Raw genomic sequence first — 17,882 nt, 5'->3', positions numbered from 1 at the left:
CCCGCCGGCTCCCGCAACTTCAAATCGGGGGTCGCGCGATGCCCGTCACACCCCACGGAAGAGGTAACGCCACCACACGACCCGCCCACCCAGGGGGAAGAGCCGCTTTCCAGCGTGGCAGGAAACCCGAAGATCATGTCGTCGGCCTGTGGACAACCCGCCACTGTGGATAACCCTCGGCGGCCCCGGCGATTCTGCTTCGATGGGCGAGCTGCGGACGGCCGGCTCCGAGCTCACCGCCAGGCCGCCGGGCAGCGCCGACACGCGCTCATCGATCGGGAGTTCACGGGCGATGAGCGGCCAGAGCAAGACGTACGCGATTGGGGCTGTTGGTCTTGGTCATCAGAGCCGTGATGTGGGTCTTCACCGTCGTGATGCCGATGTGCAGGCGGTCGGCGATCTCCGTGTTCGTGAGCCCTTCCGCCACCAGGTCCAGCACTTCCTGCTCCCGGCTGGTCAGGCCTTCTCTGCGCGCCGGGGCCTCCGGGCGGGCGTCCACGGCACGACGCACGAGACGCCGCAGCACCTCCTGGCTGAAGGGGCTCTCGCCCGCTGCCGCCTGGTGGATGCCGTTGAGCAGCTCGGTCGGCGGCGCGTCCTTCAGCAGGAAACCGCAGGCGCCGGCCTGGAGCGCGGGGTAGAGATGGTCGTCGTCGCCGAAGGTGGTCAGCACCAGGACACGGGTGCCCGGGCGTTCGGACATGATGCGGCTGGTGGCGGTGATCCCGTCGACGCCGGGCATGCGCAGGTCCATGACGACGACGTCGGGGACGAGCTGGGCGGCGAGGCTGACCGCGGCACGGCCGTCACCGGCTTCGCCGACCACCTCCATCCCGTCCTCCGCGTCGAGCAGCATGCGCAGGCCGGCGCGGATCAGTTGCTGGTCGTCCACCAGGAGGACTCTGATCACTGGCTCTCCTCGGCGGCTGTCGAGCGCGCGACCGGCACGACCGGCTGCGGGGATGAGGATGGTGAGGACGGGGCGGCGGGAAGCATTCCCGGCAGCACCGTGGCTACGCGCCAGCCCCGTCCGTGCGGTCCGGCGCTGAGCTTTCCACCGAGGACCTCGACGCGCTCCCGCATCCCGGTGAGCCCGTGCCCACCCCCGGGAACCGGGTTCGCCCCCGAGGAGACCGGCGGGAGTCCCGACGAGGAAGCCGGCACGGGAGGAACGGGCGAGGAAGCCGGTGCCGCGAGCGGGGAGGCGAGAGGAGAGGCGGGCACCGCGGCGCGGCTTCCGTCGTCGGTCACTGACCAGTGCAGGTCTGGTCCGTCCATCACCACGTGCAGGGACGCGCGCGGCTCCGGGCCGGCGTGCTTGGCCACGTTCGTCAGGCTTTCCTGTGTCAGTCGTAGCAGCGCCAGGCCCCGGACGGCGTCCAGCGTGACGATCTCCGGGTCGATCTCCGCCTCGACGATCACGCCGCCGCGCCGGGCCGTCTCGACCGCCCCGTCGAGCGCGGCCGGCAATGCGGTCGGGTCGATCGCGGTGAGGGCGGCGTCCCCTCGTACGCCATCGGGGTCTCGCAGGACGGCGACCAGTCGGCGGAGATCCCCGAGAGCCGCCGTGCCCGTCCGGTGCACGTCGTCGAAGACCTCGCCGACACGAGAATCGACGTCGGGCAGCACGTGCCTCGCGACACCGATCCGCAGCACCATCGAGGCGACGTGATGCGCCACCACGTCGTGCAGCTCACGGGCGATCGCGGCGCGTTCGTCGGCGCGGGCGGCGCGCTGCTCGGACAGGGTCTGCTGCTCGGCCCGCACACCGAGCTCGCGGGTGGTGCGCACGACGAGGCCGAGCAAGGTCGGCAGACCGAGACTGATCGCCAGCCCGACGAGCGACTCCATGATCTTGCCGGTCTGCTGCGGAAGGTTGCAGACGGCATAGGTCGCCGCGACCAGGCTGATCCCGCCCACGAGGTAACGGGTGCGGGGCGCCCAGAGGGCCAGCTCGCCGACGGCCCAGGCGGTGCCGACCTGGTTGATCGTCGAGTCGTCGAGCATGACCATCGCGACCGCGAACAGCGCGGTCTGGACGAGCAAGTTGATCGGCGGGCGGCGGTGCAGGAGGAGCGCGGAGAGGAAAGCGGGAACGGCGAGCGCCCACTGCAGCGGGGTCGGCGGATGCCCGGTGTGGCCGATGACGAGCAGGTAGCCGAGCCCGCTGCAGTCGAGCAGCAGCATCCGCGTGAGGGTGTCCCGGGCATCCAGGAACTTGGCCATGCCGCTCAGCGTAGAGCCCCCTGTTCCGCGGGGGTGGGCGCCGACAGCGGCCATCGGGTTCGCGCGGCCAGGTACGCGGCGAGGCCGAGCGGCCCGAGCAGGATCGTCAGCAGCAGGATCGGCGCGAGGACGAGATGCGGAATACCGCGATCGCGGGCGTCCAGCCAGGCCCAGCGGCCGACGAACAGGTCGAAGGCGATCATATGGGCCCAGCCTGCCGCGGCGCCGTCCGCGGTGCCGAGGAGCTCTCGGACACCGCCGAGGGTCGGGTTGGCGACGGCCGGCAGGACCTCGCCGAACGCCGGGATGATCAGGAACGCGTATATCAGCACTACGGGCAGGGCGATCAGTGGCGAGGCGATGATCCGCCGGGTCCAGGACCAGCCCGGGAGCAGGATCATCAGCGCCCAGAACGGCGCGGCCAAAAGAAACGTCAGCGAAAAGAGCGTCCCGGTCATGCCGTCACCATCGCGGGCTTGGTCCGGCGGGACAAGACCGCGCCGATGCCGGTCAGGGTGGAGACGGTCAGGGCCGCGTACGCGGCAAGGATCGTCGCATCCGGTTGGAGCAGCGGCTGCCCACGCAGCGCCTGCCAGGTCAGGAGCAGCACCAGCACGGCGTAACCGATCCCCGTCACGAGCACGACCCGCGCCCGGATCACCTCGTCGATGCGGGTCCAGCGAGTCAGCGCGTACGCGAGCAGGGGCAACGCCTGGAGTGCGTGCAGCCCCACGAAGTGCCCGATCCGCAGATCCCCGCCGGTGGTGCTCCACCCGGTCAGCGGCATCCCGGGCCCACCGTCCGGCACGCCGACGCTGTGTGCGCCGATCGTCCCCGCGCCGGTCTTCTGCGAGGTCATCGCGAACGCGACGGCCATGCCGAGCAGGGAGATGAACAGACCGAGCCGGATGGCGTACGCGGTGGCCCGGTCCGGAATCCGCTGGATCAGCGCGACGATTCCGATCACCAGCTGGGCCAGGAACAGGATCATGATGGAGGCGCCCATGATCGACCAGAGGGTCGCGTTCAGCGGTGTGGTCACGTTGTAGTGGCTGGTGGTTCCGCGGATCACCTGAGTCACGATGACCGCCATCTCGGCGACCATCATGCCGACGATGATCGTGCCGGCCCATTCGGCCACGCGGCTGCGCCGGGGCAGGACGGAGAGCAACCAGGAGAGCGCCCAGGCGTAGACGACGAACGAGACGGCGAACTTGAACGGCTTGAGCCAGATCGGCACTCCGGTCAGCATGCGGGAGTCGGCGAGCAGCCCGATGCCGGCGATCAGGGCGAGGATGACAGATGCCCAGGTCAGCACCATGAGCGGCCGGTGTCCACGCGGCGATTTGACGGCTTCGATGATTGTCATGTCGACAGACTCGCTTCTTGCCGGGCCGGGATCGCCCGTCCGCGGGCCGCACCTTCGGCCGTTCGGCCGGTGACGTCTCCTACCGTGGTAGGAGGCCCGGCTCCGGAGGACCCCCATACTGGCGCGGTGCACCCCGCATCCCCGTCCCCTGGCGTGACCGAGTTCCCTACTGATGAAGAGGGCCGTCGCAGCAGCGCTGCACTGGGCCGCGCGGTCGTCGCCGACGCGCTGCGCCCGGTCGATCCGGCTGCCGCCGCGGCCGCCGAGCGCGAGACCGACTGGCGGCGTGGCTATCCGCGGCATTTCCGGGCTCTCGTGGAGGCCGGGCTGAGCGCCGACGGCGCGGCCGGCTACGAGATCGCCGAGGCCGGCCTGCTCGCCCTGCACGCGCGGATGCGGTATGTCCGTGACGACGGCGAGTTCACCCTGGCTCAGGCGCTGCTGGCCGAGCCCGAGCGGCCGTACGGGACGGTCGAGGTCGCCGGTTCCGGAAAGCCGGACCCGGAGCTGGACCTGGTCCCGCGCCTGGACGCCTGGGTCGCCGCCGGCGTGATCGAGGAGTCGTGCGCGGACGCGGTTCGCGAGGTCGCCGCGAACCCGGACTGGCTGGACCTGAGCGATCTCAAGTTCGCGCTGCTCGGTGCGGGCGCCGAGATGGGGCCGCTGAAGTGGCTGCTCAACTGGGGCGCGACGGTGCTGGCGGTGGATCTGCCCCGGCCCGAGCTGTGGGAGCGGATCGCCGGCGTCGCCAGGGAGTCGGCGGGCCGCCTGATGGCCCCGATCGGGACGGACGGCACCCCGGGAGCGGATCTGGGCGCCGAATTCCCGCAGGTGGCGAGCTGGTTGCTCGGTTTCGACGGTCAGTTGGTGCTGGGCAACTACGGGTACGCGCCGGGCGCCGCCTATCCGAAGCTGGCCGCCGCGGTCGACGCGCTGGCCGTGCACCTGCGGCAGCAGCGGCCGGACACCGCGCTCGCGGTGCTGGCCACCCCGACCGACGTGTACGCGGTGCCGGGTGACGCGGTGGACGACTCGCGCGCCCGGTTCGCCGCTCGTGGCCTGCGCGCCAAGCTGACCTCGCCACTCTCCGGCCGGCAGTTGCTGCGGCCGAACTATCCGTTGCCGGCCGCGCCCGGGATCAACGACAGCCTGGTGCCGCAGCAGGGGCCGAACTACGCGCTGGCGAAGCGGATCCACCGGTGGCGGGCGACCCTCGCGCGGCGCGACGGCGTGGTGAGCTTCGCGGTGGCGCCGCCGACGCGGACCCGGTCGGTGCTCAGCAATCGCCTGCTCAAGGCCGCGTATGCCGGGGCACACCTGTTCGATGTGGAGGTGTTCGACCCGGCCACGGCGAGCCGGCTGATGGCGGTGCTGCTGATCCATCAGGTTCGCAAGCCGAGGGCGGCGGACGCGGCGGCGTGGCGGGACGAGACGGTCGCGGCGGCGCACGGCGGGCTGTGGCGAACGGCCTACTTCCCGCGTACGGCGTTGCCGCTCGCAGCCGTGCGCGGCTTCTGGTGAGGACGCGCGCAGTCTGGTGACGACGGCGTGTGCGGGCTCTTGCAGGGCGGAAGGGGTGCGCGGTTTCTTGTGACGACGGGAAGCACTGCCGAAACACCGCGTGGCTAGGCTCGATGGGTGATCACGGCCGGGCTCGTTCTCGCTGCTGGGGCGGGACGCCGTTTCGGCCGGGCGAAGGCGCTCGTGCCGTACCGTGATCGGCTTCTGGTCGAACACGCGGCCGAGACTCTCCGCATGGCCGGTTGTGAGCGGCGTCTGGTGGTTCTCGGCGCTTGCGCCGAGCAGGTGCTGGCGGCGGCAAGCGACCTTCCGGAAACCGTGATCAATCCGGACTGGGACACCGGCATGGGCTCGTCGCTGCGGGCCGGGCTCGCCGCGCTGGCCGGGAACGCAACGCTGGCGGGTCACGCGGCGCAGGATAGTCACGCGGCGGCGGTGGTGGACGCGGTTGTGGTGTTGCTGGTCGACATGCCCGGCGTGACGGCTGAGGCGGTGCGGCGGGTCGTCGCGCACGCCGCGCCGGGGGCGCTGGTGACCGGTGGCTATCAGGGGCGGCGCGGGCATCCGGTGCTGCTCGGCCGCGAGCACTGGGCGGGCGTGGCAGCGAGCGCGACGGGTGATCGGGGCGCGCGGGATTACCTGCGCGCTCATGAGGTACTGGTGGTGGAGGTCGGTGACGTGGCCGACGACCAGGATCTGGACCGCCCGGAGGATCTCGATGCGTGACGTGCTCGCCGACCTGCTGCGCTGGTGGTCGGCGGGCACACCCGCCGGGCTGGCGATCGTGACGGCGACGTGGTCGAGCGCGCCGCGGCAGGCGGGGGCCGCGATGGCGGTGGGGCCGGACGGCGTGGCGGTGGGCAGCGTGTCCGGCGGGTGCGTGGAGGCCGCGGTCTACGACCTGTGCCTGGAGGCCGCGGAGACCGGCCGGTCGCGGACCGCGAGTTTCGGGGTCGCCGACGATCTCGCGATCGGGGTGGGGCTGCCCTGCGGCGGGACGATCGACCTGGCGATCGGACGGGTCGACCGCACGACCTTCCCGGATCTGCCGGAACTGGTCGAGGCGGTGAACGCCGGTCGGCCGGTCGGCCTCAACGCCGATCAGCACGGCTACTCCCTGACGAACGACGTCGACGGCGCGATCGTGGCCTTCCTTCCCCCGCCCCGGATGATCGTGTTCGGCGCGACCGACCACGCCGCGGCGGTCGCGCGCGTCGGCGGCTTCCTCGGTTACCGGGTCACGGTCTGTGACGCTCGTCCGGTCTTTGCCACGCCCCGCCGTTTCCCGGGCGCGGACGAGGTGGTCGTCGACTGGCCGCACCGCTATCTCGCCGCCGAGGCCGAGGCGGGCCGGGTCGACGAGCGCACGGTTCTGTGCGTGCTCACCCACGACCCGAAGTTCGACGTGCCCACGCTGGAGATCGCGTTGCGGCTCGACGTCGGTTACGTCGGCGCGATGGGCTCCCGGCGCACCCACGACGAGCGGCTGGACCGGCTGCGCGAGGCCGGCCTGACCCAGCCGGAGCTGGCTGGGCTCTGCTCGCCGATCGGGCTGGACCTGGGCGCGCGCAGCCCGGAGGAGACAGCGGTCAGCATCGCGGCGGAGATCGTCGCCCTGCGTCACGGTGGCAGTGGCCGGCGCCTGTCGACCGGGGCCGGCCCGGTGCACCACAAGAGCAGTGACTCGCGCCTGTCGACCGGGGCCGGCCCGGTGCACCGGACGAGCAGTGACTCGCGCCTGTCAGCCGGTTCCGGCCCGGTGCACGAAAAGATCTGACGGCGGCGAGCAACCTTTCCGGGGCCTTCGAACACTGACGGGGTGAACGTTCCCCCATCCCCGAAAGGCCTCACGTGTTCAAGAATCTGCGGAAGCGCTGGCGGGCCGGCCTCGTGGCGATCACCGTGCTCGGGCTCGGTGCCGGCGCGGTCGTCTACACGCAGGGCGCCTCGGCGGCGACCTGGCCGACTGCCACCGGCACGACCAAGGTCACCGCGACCAAGGCGGTCTCCGGCACGTTCGACGGCGGGCTGAAGCGGTTCGTCGGCAGTGGCGCGCTCGGCTCCGGCTCGCAGGACGAGGACCAAGGCCCGTTGTTCGAGCTGGCGGACGGCGCCACGCTGAAGAACGTGATCCTCGGTGACCCGGCCGCGGACGGTGTCCACTGCAAGGGCTCCTGCACGCTGACGAACGTGTGGTGGGAGAACGTCGGTGAGGACGCGGCCACCTTCAAGGGCGGCTCGTCGGCGGTCTACACGGTCAGCGGCGGCGGTGCGAAGGGCGCCGACGACAAGGTGTTCCAGCACAACGGCGGGGGCACGCTGACGATCAAGAACTTCCAGGTCGACGACTTCGGCAAGCTTTACCGCTCGTGCGGCAACTGCAAGACGCAGTACAAGCGCAAGGTCGTCCTGGACACCATCACCGCGACGTACCCGGGTCTGTCGCTGGTCGGCATCAACGCCAACTACGGCGACACCGCGACGCTGTCGAAGATCACGATCGTGAACGACACCAAGAAGAAGCTGGCCGCCTGCATCACGTTCAAGGGCAACAACACCGGCGCCGAGCCGGCGAAGCTGAACACGTTCACCGGCAGCACCGGCGGCGACGGCACCTTCTGCAAGTTCACCAAGGCTGACATCACCTACAAGTGACACGTGCCTGTCCCCACCACGGCTGAGTGCCTCCCCGGGCCTCAGCCCAGCGGGCAACAGTCCCGCGGAACGCGCCCGGACCGGGCCTGGCCATCCCCAGATCGTCGGCAGTCCACACGGACCCGAGGTCGGCCAGGCCTGTCCGGGCGCGGTCTTCTCCGAACCGGGTCACCCGGCCCGGGAGCGGCGCCGGGTCATCCCGTCCGGGAACGGTGCCGGGTCATCCGGCCCGGGAGCGGAGTTTGCGCAGCATGCGGGCGTCGGTGAAGCCGACCGCCCGGGCGGCGGCCTCGATCGTCGAGCCGTGACCGATGAGATACTCGGCGCGTTCGACGCGGAGGGTCTGCTGGTAACGCAGCGGGGTCCGGCCCGTCGCGGCGGTGAAGAGCCTGGTCAAGGTGCGTTCGCTGACATCGGCCGCGGCTGCCAGGTCGGCCAGCAGCAGCGGCTCGGCGAACGCGGCGTCGATCCGGTCCTGGACGCGGTGGACCACGTCGGACAGGTGCGCGCGGTGCCGCAGCATCGCGCTGGCCTGCTGCTCGTCGCCGTTGCGGCGGGCGTAGACGACCATCTCTCGGGCGACCCGGGCGGCCACCGCCGGCCCGTGCCGGAGCGCGACCAGGTGCAACGCCAGGTCGATGCCGCTGGCGATGCCGGCCGACGTGAACACCCGGTCGTCCGCGACGTAGAGAACGTCGCGGACCACGGCGGCCCGGGGAAACGTACGCGCGAGAAGGTCCTGAAGGTCGTGGTGGGTGGTGCAGCGGCGGCCGTCGAGCAGGCCGGCCCGGCCCAGCGCGTCGGCGCCCGCGCAGACGCTGGCGACGGTTCCGCCGCGGTGATGGTGCTCCGCGATCCGCCTCAGGGTCGCCGGCCCGAAGTAGCCGTGACCCGAGCGCCAGCCGGGGACGACGACCAGGTCGTCCGGGGCCAGCGCGGGCCACTCGAGGTCGGCGTGCAGGGCGACGCCCTGCCAGGTGGGAACGCTGACGGACTCGCCGACGTAGTGCAGCGTGTAACCGGGCGCGGTGGAGAAGACCTGGGCCGGGCCGGCCAGGTCGAGCAGGTGGACCTGTGGGGTCAGCACGAAGACCACCCGGCTCACGATCCGGTCACCCCTTCTCGACCTCGGCCGTCGACGCGATCGTGGCGAAGCGACCGGCCAGCGCGTACTCCGTCCGGGCCACCACGTCCGCGGCCGCCAGCGTACGCGGGTCGGCCAGCAGCTCCTCGACGGTCTGGTCCTCGGGAGCGTCCCGGTGCGGGATCGGGAACGTCGCGGTCGCGTCGGTGACGTAGGTGACCTCGTAACCGAGGTCGGAGGCGAACCGGGCGGTGGTCTCGACGCACTGCTCGGTGCGCAGGCCACAGACGGTGATCTTGCGGATTCCCGCGGACGTGAGCCGGAACTGCAGGTCGGTGGTGGTGAACGCGTTGTGCACGAACTTGACCAGGGTGGGTTCGCCGTCGGCCGGGACCAGTTCCTCCATCAGCCGGACGAAACCGTTCGCCGGGTCGAAGGTGCCGCCGCTGCCGGGCTCCGAGTGCAGGACCCAGATGACCTGGGCACCGGTGGTGCGGGCGTGGTCCACCAGACGCTGGACGTTCGCGATGACGTCCGGGTTGTTCACGGTGGCCCAGAGCGGGCGGGCCCGGAACGACTCCTGCACGTCGATAACGATCAAGGCTTCGGTCATGCCTCCATCTCACCCGTGGCCGGCCCGCCGGGACAGACATCATCCGGACCATGGGCGGAACGATCCGGTCAGCGGCGCCGGTTCGCCGAGCGGGCGTGCGCGTGGGCGATCAGGGGCGCGGCGTCCGGGCCGGGGTTGACGATCGAGCCCCAGCCCTGGGTCGCGTAGACCGGATGCGGGAACCATCGGCCCGCCTCCGCGAAGTCGATCTCTGCCTGGTGGGCGGGGAACTCCTCCGGACCGTACCCGAAAAGCTCCCGGAATCGGACACGGCCGAGCTCGACGTTGAGCCGGAAGCGGCCCGGACGATCCAGATCGGAGCGTTCGTCGAAACCGGGCACGTTCTGCACGACGACGGTGGCGAACGGGCGCATCCGCTCGTCGCCCACGAAGAAGAAACGGTCACCCCAGCTCGGCTCGGGGGCGCCGGTGCCCGGCCCGGCGATCAGCTGGTGGACGTCCGGCAGGGCGAGGATCAGTGCGGCGAGGGTGTCGACCGGGTCGGCGTGGCGCTCCGTCATGACCTCCACCGTATCGTTGAATGACCCGGTGAAGGTCAAGCCACGAAGTGCCTGGACGGAGATGTCGAAGCCTCAAACGTATCGGCCGGTCGACCTGGCCCGGCGACACGGGCTCTCGGCGCAGGCGATCCGCAACTACGAGAGCGACGGCGTCATCCCGCCGGCGCAGCGCACCGCGAGCGGGTACCGCGCCTACGGCGAGCAGCACCTGGCCGCGGTCACCGCTTTTCTCGCGCTCGTCTCCGCGTACGGGCACGGGCCCGCCTCGACGATCATGCGCGCCGTTCTCGGTGGTGACCTCGACAGTGCGTTCACGGCGATCGATTCCGGTCACGCCGCGCTGATCCGGGATCGGGAGACCCTGGCCGCGGTCGAGGCGACCGCGGGACTGCTGAGCCGGCCCGCGCCCACCGCCGTACGCCCGATCACGGTCGGCGCGCTCGCCCACCGGCTCGGCGTCACCCCGGCCACCCTGCGCAAATGGGAGGACGCCGGGATCCTCGTGCCGAGTCGGGCCAGGAGCAGCCAGCAGCGCCTCTACTCGGCCGACGACATCCGGGACGCTGACCTCGCGCATCTGCTCCGGCGTGGCGGATACGGTCTGGCGCACATCGCCACGGTGCTGCGCCAGGTGCGCACCGCCGGGGGCGCCGCGTCGCTGGCCTCCTCGCTGACCGAGTGGCGTGCCCGGCTGAGCGCCCGCGGCCGGGCGATGCTCACCGCGGCGGCCCGGCTCTCCGACTTCCTCCAGGTGATCGAGGCCGCCGGTGACGGAAGGAACCCGCGGACATAGAGCCGCCCCGCCCGTGGGGGTCCGGGCGGGGCGGCGGGCATCAACCGCGGGTCAGCGCGGACAGTCCCGGTAGCTGCCGGTGCGGTAGTCACCGGCCTGCTCGCGGTACGAGGATTGTCTACCCCGCTCACCCACCGTCCAATCACACCTGACACGAATCACCTCCGGCCGGCCCGGATGGATGCGCGGGAAATCGCCGGGGCTGAGCACGGCGCGGGACCCCGGCCCCCGGCTGGTGCTCATGGTCGTCATGAGGCACGAACAACGACCATGAGCACCAGCCCGCAACGCCGCACCGCGCCGCCGGCCCGACCCCGCACACAGCCCGCGCGAGGCACCCACGGGCTGTCCTCGCCAGGCACAACACCTGGCCGAGGTCGGCGCGACACCTGGCCGAGGCCGGCGCGCGCTCCAGCCGGCGGCCGGTCACATCGGCGGGGTCAGCGGTTGATGTCGGTCCCGGTGAGGGCGGCCAGCTCGGCGCGGGTCGGAGCGCCCTCGCAATCCCCGGGAACGGTCACCGCGAAGGCTCCGGCGGCTATGGCTGTCCCCAGGCGCCGGGACGGCGGGGCGCCGTCGAGACGGTCGGCCAGGTAGCCCGCCACGAACGCGTCACCGGCGCCGACCGGGTCGATCGCCGTCACCGGCAGGGCCGGGACCGAGTAACGGTCGCCGTCGATCAGCGCGGTGCAGCCACGGGCGCCGTCCTTGAGGATCACCTCGGCCGGGCCCAGCTTGGCGAGGCCGTCCAACGGGTCGGCGGCGTCCACGAAGATCGCGGCCTCGTCCGGGCCGGCGAAGACGATGTCGGCACGCGCCGCCAGGTCGCGCAGCACCGGGGCGGCGTCGAAACGGGACCACAGCTTGCTGCGGTAGTTGACGTCGAGGGAGACCGGCACCCCGGCGGCCCGGGCGGCTTCGACGGCGGCGAAGACCGTGGCCCGGGCGGTGTCGCTCAGCGCCGGGGTGATGCCGGTGACGTGCAGGACGCCGGCCGACTCCACCGCGGGCAACGGCAGGTCGGCCGGGGTCAGCCGGGAGCCGGCGCTGCCCGCCCGGTGATAGTCGGCATGGATGAACTGGGCGGACCGGCGGTAGCGGATCATCAGGCCGGTGGGGGCGTCGTCGGGCAGGGCCCACACCCGTACGCCGGAAGCCTTCAACCGGCCGGTGATCAGCGACCCGGCGGAATCGGGACCGAGCCTGCCGAGCCAGGTGGCGGAGCCGCCGAGGCGAGCGACGCCGACCGCGACGTTGCTCTCGGCGCCGCCGACGGCCAGCGTGAACCCACGGGCGTGCTCGATGGGGCCGATGCCGTCGGCCACGAAGATCCCCATGGACTCGCCGAGGGTGAAGAGGCCGCCGGTCATGAGCGGGCGATCGCGACGGCGGCCACCGCGCGTTCGGCGCGGGCGGCCAGCGCGGTCAGGCTGCCCCCGTCGGCCGCGTCCCCGACCAGGGGGCCACCGAGCCCGACAGCCGCCGCTCCCACGGTCAGCCAGCCGGGGATGTCGTCGAGGTTGATGCCGCCGGTCGGCAGGATCCGGACCTGCGGCAGAGGACCACGAAGATCCTTGAGGTACGCCGGCCGCAGTCCCCCGGCCGGGAAGAGTTTGACCAGCGGCGCCCCGGCGCGATACGCCGAGTACACCTCGGTGGGGGTGTACGCCCCCGGATAGCACGGCACGCTCTGCCCGGCGAGTGCGTCCAGCACCGGCGAGACCAGGAAAGACGCTCCCGCGTCGACGGCGGCCTTCGCGTCGTCGGGGGTGAGGACGGTGCCGGCGCCGATGATCGTGGCGGCGGGCAGCCGGCGGCGCAGGCCGGCGATGGCCTCCAGCGCGCCGTTCGAGGTGAGGGTGACTTCGAGGGCGGTGATGCCGGCGGCGACCAGCACGTCGGCGACGGCGGCGAACCCACCGGCGGACGGTGCGCGGAGGATGGCGACGATGCCGCCGTCGACGATGGCGGCGGTTACGGGATCAAGCGAGTCGGTCACGACTTCGATCCTGCCCGATGTCTGCCCCGCTGGCCAGAGGAAAGCGCATTCCCCCTGGCCACATGACCCTAGCTCGGAGAGCGGCCGCGGAGGCGAGCCGGACCGCGACCGCGCCGGAGCGGGCCGGCGCGGTCAGCGACGCTCGGGCTCCGGTTCGCCGGCCTCGGCCTTGCGCGGCAGCCGCCGCACCTTGCCGTTCGAGGTGTGCGGCAGCGCGACCGGCGGCGTGTCCTCGATGCCCAGCTCCTCCCGGATGGCCGCCTCGAACTGTTGCATGACCAGCGGCACCTGGGCGAGCAGCTCACGGAAGTGGGTCTCGGGACGGACCCCGCTGACCGCGGCCGGGTTCATCTGGCCGTGCAGCTGCTCCAGCTGCAGGTGCACGGCGAGCGCGGCGCTGCGGACCGGGCCGGAGGCGAGCAGCCGCACCGGCATCAGCGCCGGGCCGATCTCGTCGACGTAGGAGAGCAGCGTCGGCGGTTTCCCTCCCGCCTCGAAGCCTGCGCGCAACCGCACGGTGGCCCGCTCGAAGCCGGTGAGCAGAGTGACATATGCCTCCTTGCGCTCCTCGTACCACCGGCGGGTGCGCCGCCGACGGCTCAGCAGGTCGTTGTCACGTGCGGCGATGTAACGCACCGCAGCGGCGCCGACCAGGGCAAACACGGCGGCGACCAGGGGCAGCCCCCACCACGGGATCTGAGACACCCGCCTACCGTATCGACCCCGCGCCGGGCGGTCTGTCAACCACACCCCTCGCCGGTGATCGCCCACCCCGCATCTCGCCCGCCGAGCGCAGTGCGGCCATCAGACAGAGCTGATCCAGACGCCGATGCCGTCCAGGAAGCGCGCCAGGCCGAACTCGAACAGAACATCAAGATCGAAATCGAAGTCCGGCGTACGGAGAAACAGCTCCTCGTACGCCGGCGAGGGCTGGTCCGCGAGCAGCCGGTGGAACGCCGGCTCCTGCTGTTCCATCCACTCGTCGCCGGTCAGCCCGGTGTCCCGCATCGCCTCGGCCTCCGGCTGGATCGCGTCGGCCAGCCCCCGCACGAAGCTGAACAGCAGCACCTGCACCAGCATCCGGTCGGGGGCGCTCAGCCCGGCCGGACCGAGCGCCCCCATGATCCACTCGCCGAGGCGCATCGCGTTCCGGGAGAGCTGCGGGCGGGTCAGCGACATCGTCACGCCCAGCCACGGATGCCGCTGGAACAGGGCCCACATGACGCGGCCGCACTGTTCCAGATCGGCCCGCCAATCGCCGGTGTAGCGCGGCGCCACCCGCAGCTCGCCGAGCGCTCCGTCGATCATGGCGACCTCGAGCTCCTCCCGGCTGGGCACGTGCCGGTAGAGCGACATGGTCGCCACGTTCAGCGAGGCGGCGACGCGGCGCATGGACAGCTCCGCCATGCCGTGCTCGTCGGCGACGGCGATCGCGGCCGCCACGATCCGGTCGAGGCTCAGGTCGGTGTCACGGCGCGGGGCGGGGCCGGCCACCACCGTGCCGACGCCGGGGCGGGCCACGGTCAGGCCCTGGTCGCGCAGGACGGCGTGCGCCTTCGTGGCGGTCGCGATGGCGACACCCCATTCCCTGGTGATCGCCCGCGCGGACGGGATCCGCTCGCCGGGCCGCAGCTCACCGGCCTCGATGCGGCGCTTCAGGTCAGCCGCGATCTTCGTGTACGCCGGCTCGCCCACCTAGTACACCAACCTTCCCGTACTAGTGCGGTTTGCCCTGGTCAGAGTGCCGCACCTACCGTCCCCTAGTACATCGATATACAGAGTACGCAAAGGAGCGGGGAGATGCGGGTACTGATTTCCGGGAGCAGCATCGCCGGGCCGGCATGCGCGTTCTGGCTGCACCGGGCCGGCGCCGAGGTGACCGTGGTGGAGAAGTCGCGGCGGCCGCGGCCGGGCGGCCACGCGGTGGACATCCGGGGCGTGGCACGGCAGGTCGTCGACTGGATGGGCATCCGCGAGGCGATCCGGGCCCGGCAGGTCGACGAGCGGGGCTGGCTGCTGGTGGACCGCCGGAACCGCCCGATGGGCCGGATGCCCGCGGACGCGTTCGGCGGCGAGGGCATGGTGGCCGAGATCGAGATCGCCCGGGGTGACCTCGCCGAGGTGCTGCGGGACGCGACGGCCGGGTTCACCGAGTACCGGTACGGCGACCACCTCACCGAGCTGTCCCAGGACGCGGACGGCGTGGACGTCACCTTCGCGAGCGGCCTGCGCGATCGGTACGACCTGGTGATCGGGGCGGACGGCGTGCACTCCGGGGTGCGTTCGCTGGCCTTCGGCCCGGACGCGGACTTCGTGCGCTACCTGGGCGTCTACTCGGCGTACTTCACCGTGACCGATCCGGGCGACCTGGACAACTGGTACCTGATGTACAACGAGCCGGGCCGGGTAGCCGGGTTGCGCCCGGAGCGCGGCGGCACCGCCAAGGCGCACCTCGGCTTCCGCGAGCCGGAGGCCCGCTACGAGCGGCTGACCCGGGACGAGGAGAAGCGGGTGGTCGCGGAACGGATGGCCGGCGGCGCCTGGAAGATCCCGGAGTTGCTGGCGCAGATGCCGGACGCGCCGGACTTCTTCTTCGACTCGATCAACCAGGTGCACGTGAAGCGCTGGTGGCGGGGCCGGGTCGCGCTGGTCGGCGACGCCGGCTACTGCGGGTCGCCGCTGGCCGGGCTGGGCACCAGCATGAGCCTGGTCGGCGCATACGTCCTGGCCGGCGAACTGACCCGCACCGGTGACCCGGAGCGGGCGTTCGCCGCCTACCAGGACGCGATGGCCGATTACGTGGCGGCCGGTCTGGAGCTGCCGCCGGGCGGCGCCAACGGCTTCGCGCCGTACAGCCGGCTGATGATCCGTCTGCGCGCGAAGTCGCTGTCGATGATGACCGCCTGGCCGATGCGCAACCTCGCGGCCAAGCAGTTCGGCAAGGCCGAGGCGATCACCCTTCAGGATTACGGCCTGCGCACCGACCAGCCTCAGCTGAGGTAGACCAGACCGTCGATGATCACGGTCGGCCGGCCCGGGGTGCCCTCCGGCTCGATCGTGACCGTGCGGGTCGCCGACACCGGCCACGACTTGCTGAAGACCAGGCGGCGGTACTGCGGGAGGTCGGCGTGCAGGTCGGCGTACCCCATGGCCTCGCCGTCGATCGTGACCTTGACCCGGCCGGAGGTCGACGAGCGGGCCGCGATCAGCCCGACCGACCGGCCGGTCACGGTCCAGCTGAGCCGGGCTCCGGCGGTCGCGGCGGCGCCCGCCGTGCCGTCGAGATGCTTGGTGTCCCGGATCCCCCGCCAGCTTCCGGCCCGCGTCGCCGCACCCTCCGACAGAGCCCGGGGCGTACGGGTCACCGAGGCTGATCCGCGGTTCCCGGCGTGATCGGTGGCCCCGACCGTCCAGGTGCTCGCGGCGCCGATCGGCGCGGTGCCGGTCAGGCTGCTGACGGTCCCGCCGAGCACCGCGGCCCCCGCGCCGGTCACCGCGGCCGACCGGATGCCGGACGGGTCGGTCGCGGACCAGCCGAGCCGGATCGGCGCGGTGGTGCCGACCGTCCCCGCGGTCAGGTACGCCTGTGGCGGCGACGCGAACACCGGCGGCTCGACGTCCGCGAAGACCTTGGCGACGGCGCTGGCGGTCCGGCCGGAGAGGTGCCGGGCGCGCACCTCGACACGGTGCGCGCCGGGCGCGAGCCGCAGGGACCCGCCGCGCATCGTGCCGGTCCGGGACGCGGCGAGCTCGCCGTCGACGTACACGTCGAATCGGTCCATCATGCGGCTCGGGGTGGTCAGCCGCCAGAGCGCGGCGATCGAGCCCTGCGTGAACCAGGTCCGGCCCCACGCCTGCGCGCCGCTGAGCCCGGTCACGCGCAACCCGGCCGGGGCCGCCCCGGCGAGCTGCCGGACCGGGGTGAGCCGGCGGTAGAGCGAGGTGCCCGGGCACTCGGTGAGCCCGGCGTCGCGGTGCCCGGAGATCCGGTTCAGCACCACCCGGCGGCCGACGGCGAACTTCGGACCGCCGCCGGAGGTCAGCGTCACCCGGCTGTACGGCGCGTTCCCGGCCGCGCCCAGCTTGTACGCCGCGAGCTGCGCCACCGACAGCTGGGAGGCAGTGCCCACCGCCGCGCTCCGGAAGTCCCCGATCACCGCGACCGCGCTCGCGTTGGTGTTGAAGCCCAGGGTGTGCGCGCCGAGCACGTTGCGGTCCACGCCGCCACGGCGCCCCTCGAAGATCGTGCCGCACTTGTCGACCAGGAAGTTGTAGCCGATGTCGTTCCAGCCCTTGCTCTTCACCTGGTACGCCTCGATCCCGCGCACCACGGCGGCCGAACTCGCGCAGCTGTAGCCGTTGCCGGTGGCGGTGTGGTGCACGAAGAAGACCTGGACCGGCCCGGTGTAGGTGGGCGGCTCCTTGACGATGCTCTCGTTCGCGCCCCACGCCGCCCGGCTCAGCAGCCGGGGGATCGGCCGGGGCGGGATCGCCACCCCGTTGACCCGCCGGGGCCGTTCCATCGCGGCCGGGACCATCTCGGCGCGCGGCTCACGCGCCACGTCCGGGCCTGCGTCGTCGGCTCCGTCCGGGTTGATCAGGTCGACCCGCATCCCGGTCGGCAGCTCCCGCGTCCCGCCGGCGGTGACGACCCGGGCCTGCACCGCGTTCGACGGGCCGACCCAGAGCGGATCGCTCGCCCCGCGCGTGACCCCGCCGTCGACGCCGCCGGACTCGTCGGGCGCGTCGGTCTCGAGGGTCTGCCACGGCGTCCAGCTCCGGGCGCCGACCGGCCTGGTCCGTACCTCGATCCGGCCACCGGCGACCGCGTGCGGGTCGTCCCAGGTCACGCCGAGCAGGCTGAACCGCTCGGTGTCACGCTCCGGCACCTCGGCCGCGACGCCCGCGGCATCCGTGCTGCCGGTCTCGGCGACGAGGCGCATCGCGCTGGTGAACGCGTACGTCTGCAGCATCGGCGCCGCCCCGGGCGACCGGGACAGGCCCCCGGCGACCGCCAGGGCGATCACCGGGGTGGCGGCGACGAGCGCGGTGAGTAGACGTTTGCGGCGCATGCGAAAGCTCCCCAGGCCACCGGCGGAAG

At 72.3% G+C, this 17,882-nt stretch carries 18 protein-coding genes; 6 read left to right on the top strand and 12 right to left on the bottom strand.

The window, feature by feature from the left end; genetic code table 11:
- Positions 1 to 283 precede the first annotated feature (283 nt).
- Genes Acy02nite_RS33355 through Acy02nite_RS33340 form a run of 4 tightly spaced genes read right to left on the bottom strand, consistent with a single transcriptional unit; the run spans position 284 to position 3,595 of the window.
- Positions 284 to 910, bottom strand: a complete 627-nt coding sequence (locus Acy02nite_RS33355) for a response regulator transcription factor (protein WP_203749781.1) — start codon at positions 908 to 910, stop codon at positions 284 to 286.
- Complete coding sequence (locus Acy02nite_RS33350; RefSeq protein WP_425548120.1) at positions 907 to 2,235, bottom strand: sensor histidine kinase; 1,329 nt, start codon at positions 2,233 to 2,235, stop codon at positions 907 to 909. The genes Acy02nite_RS33355 and Acy02nite_RS33350 overlap by 4 nt, the downstream gene beginning before the upstream one ends.
- Positions 2,232 to 2,684 (bottom strand): ABA4-like family protein, encoded by a 453-nt coding sequence (locus Acy02nite_RS33345; RefSeq protein WP_203749775.1) that lies wholly within the window; start codon positions 2,682 to 2,684, stop codon positions 2,232 to 2,234. The genes Acy02nite_RS33350 and Acy02nite_RS33345 overlap by 4 nt, the downstream gene beginning before the upstream one ends.
- Positions 2,681 to 3,595: a hypothetical protein gene (locus Acy02nite_RS33340; protein ID WP_203749772.1), complete on the bottom strand. Its 915-nt coding sequence runs from the start codon at positions 3,593 to 3,595 to the stop codon at positions 2,681 to 2,683. Before Acy02nite_RS33340 ends, Acy02nite_RS33345 begins: the two co-directional genes overlap by 4 nt.
- Before the next feature lie 153 nt (positions 3,596 to 3,748).
- On the opposite strand from Acy02nite_RS33340, the gene Acy02nite_RS33335 reads away from it, so the two are divergent.
- From Acy02nite_RS33335 to Acy02nite_RS33320, 4 genes are all read left to right on the top strand, one after another.
- Entirely contained in the window at positions 3,749 to 5,116 is a 1,368-nt protein-coding gene (locus Acy02nite_RS33335) for a hypothetical protein (protein WP_203749769.1), read from the top strand.
- A 117-nt stretch (positions 5,117 to 5,233) separates the two neighbouring features.
- Positions 5,234 to 5,842 carry a nucleotidyltransferase family protein gene (locus Acy02nite_RS33330; protein ID WP_203749766.1) on the top strand — a complete coding sequence of 203 codons (609 nt, stop codon included), beginning with the start codon at positions 5,234 to 5,236 and terminating at the stop codon, positions 5,840 to 5,842.
- Positions 5,835 to 6,893 (top strand): XdhC family protein, encoded by a 1,059-nt coding sequence (locus tag Acy02nite_RS33325; RefSeq protein WP_203749751.1) that lies wholly within the window; start codon positions 5,835 to 5,837, stop codon positions 6,891 to 6,893. Before Acy02nite_RS33330 ends, Acy02nite_RS33325 begins: the two co-directional genes overlap by 8 nt.
- Positions 6,894 to 6,967: 74 nt before the next feature.
- Positions 6,968 to 7,771: a pectate lyase gene (locus Acy02nite_RS33320; protein WP_239175444.1), complete on the top strand. Its 804-nt coding sequence runs from the start codon at positions 6,968 to 6,970 to the stop codon at positions 7,769 to 7,771.
- Between the two features lie 220 nt (positions 7,772 to 7,991).
- On the opposite strand, the gene Acy02nite_RS33315 is transcribed toward Acy02nite_RS33320, so the two are convergent.
- From Acy02nite_RS33315 to Acy02nite_RS33305, 3 genes are all read right to left on the bottom strand, one after another.
- Positions 7,992 to 8,876 carry a GlxA family transcriptional regulator gene (locus Acy02nite_RS33315; protein ID WP_203749748.1) on the bottom strand — a complete coding sequence of 295 codons (885 nt, stop codon included), beginning with the start codon at positions 8,874 to 8,876 and terminating at the stop codon, positions 7,992 to 7,994.
- A gap of 7 nt (positions 8,877 to 8,883) precedes the next feature.
- Positions 8,884 to 9,468, bottom strand: coding sequence for a cysteine hydrolase family protein (locus Acy02nite_RS33310; RefSeq protein ID WP_203749745.1), 585 nt, complete (start codon positions 9,466 to 9,468; stop codon positions 8,884 to 8,886).
- Positions 9,469 to 9,536: 68 nt separating this feature from the next.
- Positions 9,537 to 9,989 carry a DUF6194 family protein gene (locus Acy02nite_RS33305; RefSeq protein ID WP_203749742.1) on the bottom strand — a complete coding sequence of 151 codons (453 nt, stop codon included), beginning with the start codon at positions 9,987 to 9,989 and terminating at the stop codon, positions 9,537 to 9,539.
- A 61-nt stretch (positions 9,990 to 10,050) separates the two neighbouring features.
- Here Acy02nite_RS33305 and Acy02nite_RS33300 point away from each other — a divergent pair, with 61 nt between their 5' ends.
- Positions 10,051 to 10,782, top strand: coding sequence for a MerR family transcriptional regulator (locus Acy02nite_RS33300; protein ID WP_203749739.1), 732 nt, complete (start codon positions 10,051 to 10,053; stop codon positions 10,780 to 10,782).
- A gap of 440 nt (positions 10,783 to 11,222) precedes the next feature.
- Here Acy02nite_RS33300 and Acy02nite_RS33295 read toward each other — a convergent pair whose 3' ends face one another.
- The 4 genes from Acy02nite_RS33295 to Acy02nite_RS33280 form a co-directional block, all read right to left on the bottom strand.
- On the bottom strand, positions 11,223 to 12,152 hold the full coding sequence (locus Acy02nite_RS33295) for a sugar kinase (RefSeq protein WP_203749736.1): 930 nt from the start codon (positions 12,150 to 12,152) through the stop codon (positions 11,223 to 11,225).
- Positions 12,149 to 12,781, bottom strand: coding sequence for a bifunctional 4-hydroxy-2-oxoglutarate aldolase/2-dehydro-3-deoxy-phosphogluconate aldolase (locus Acy02nite_RS33290; RefSeq protein ID WP_239175443.1), 633 nt, complete (start codon positions 12,779 to 12,781; stop codon positions 12,149 to 12,151). The genes Acy02nite_RS33295 and Acy02nite_RS33290 overlap by 4 nt, the downstream gene beginning before the upstream one ends.
- Before the next feature lie 132 nt (positions 12,782 to 12,913).
- The gene (locus Acy02nite_RS33285; RefSeq protein ID WP_239175442.1) at positions 12,914 to 13,486 is read right to left on the bottom strand and encodes a hypothetical protein; all 573 of its coding nucleotides are present in this window, start codon (positions 13,484 to 13,486) and stop codon (positions 12,914 to 12,916) included.
- Positions 13,487 to 13,585: 99 nt separating this feature from the next.
- Positions 13,586 to 14,476: a TetR/AcrR family transcriptional regulator C-terminal domain-containing protein gene (locus Acy02nite_RS33280; protein WP_203749731.1), complete on the bottom strand. Its 891-nt coding sequence runs from the start codon at positions 14,474 to 14,476 to the stop codon at positions 13,586 to 13,588.
- Positions 14,477 to 14,581: 105 nt separating this feature from the next.
- Here Acy02nite_RS33280 and Acy02nite_RS33275 point away from each other — a divergent pair, with 105 nt between their 5' ends.
- A complete protein-coding gene (locus Acy02nite_RS33275) occupies positions 14,582 to 15,784 on the top strand; it encodes an FAD-dependent monooxygenase (protein ID WP_203749719.1) in 1,203 nt (400 codons plus the stop codon).
- On the opposite strand, the gene Acy02nite_RS33270 is transcribed toward Acy02nite_RS33275, so the two are convergent.
- Positions 15,772 to 17,853, bottom strand: a complete 2,082-nt coding sequence (locus tag Acy02nite_RS33270; protein ID WP_203749702.1) for a peptidoglycan recognition protein family protein — start codon at positions 17,851 to 17,853, stop codon at positions 15,772 to 15,774. The two genes, Acy02nite_RS33275 and Acy02nite_RS33270, sit on opposite strands and share 13 nt — an antisense overlap.
- Positions 17,854 to 17,882 lie beyond the last annotated feature (29 nt).

It is taken from the genome of Actinoplanes cyaneus (genome assembly GCF_016862095.1).
Classification (GTDB): Bacteria; Actinomycetota; Actinomycetes; order Mycobacteriales; family Micromonosporaceae; genus Actinoplanes; species Actinoplanes cyaneus.
This window is presented reverse-complemented; position numbering and strand designations above follow the sequence as displayed.

What these genes read in the sequence shown, in the direction of transcription:
- Acy02nite_RS33345 (WP_203749775.1), bottom strand. Translation starts at nt 2,684, where the DNA reads ATGACCGGGACGCTCTTTTCGCTGACGTTTCTTTTGGCCGCGCCGTTC.
- Acy02nite_RS33340 (WP_203749772.1), bottom strand. Translation starts at nt 3,595, where the DNA reads ATGACAATCATCGAAGCCGTCAAATCGCCGCGTGGACACCGGCCGCTC.
- Acy02nite_RS33325 (WP_203749751.1), top strand. Translation starts at nt 5,835, where the DNA reads ATGCGTGACGTGCTCGCCGACCTGCTGCGCTGGTGGTCGGCGGGCACA.
- Acy02nite_RS33310 (WP_203749745.1), bottom strand. Translation starts at nt 9,468, where the DNA reads ATGACCGAAGCCTTGATCGTTATCGACGTGCAGGAGTCGTTCCGGGCC.
- Acy02nite_RS33305 (WP_203749742.1), bottom strand. Translation starts at nt 9,989, where the DNA reads ATGACGGAGCGCCACGCCGACCCGGTCGACACCCTCGCCGCACTGATC.
- Acy02nite_RS33300 (WP_203749739.1), top strand. Translation starts at nt 10,051, where the DNA reads ATGTCGAAGCCTCAAACGTATCGGCCGGTCGACCTGGCCCGGCGACAC.
- Acy02nite_RS33295 (WP_203749736.1), bottom strand. Translation starts at nt 12,152, where the DNA reads ATGACCGGCGGCCTCTTCACCCTCGGCGAGTCCATGGGGATCTTCGTG.
- Acy02nite_RS33275 (WP_203749719.1), top strand. Translation starts at nt 14,582, where the DNA reads ATGCGGGTACTGATTTCCGGGAGCAGCATCGCCGGGCCGGCATGCGCG.
- Acy02nite_RS33270 (WP_203749702.1), bottom strand. Translation starts at nt 17,853, where the DNA reads ATGCGCCGCAAACGTCTACTCACCGCGCTCGTCGCCGCCACCCCGGTG.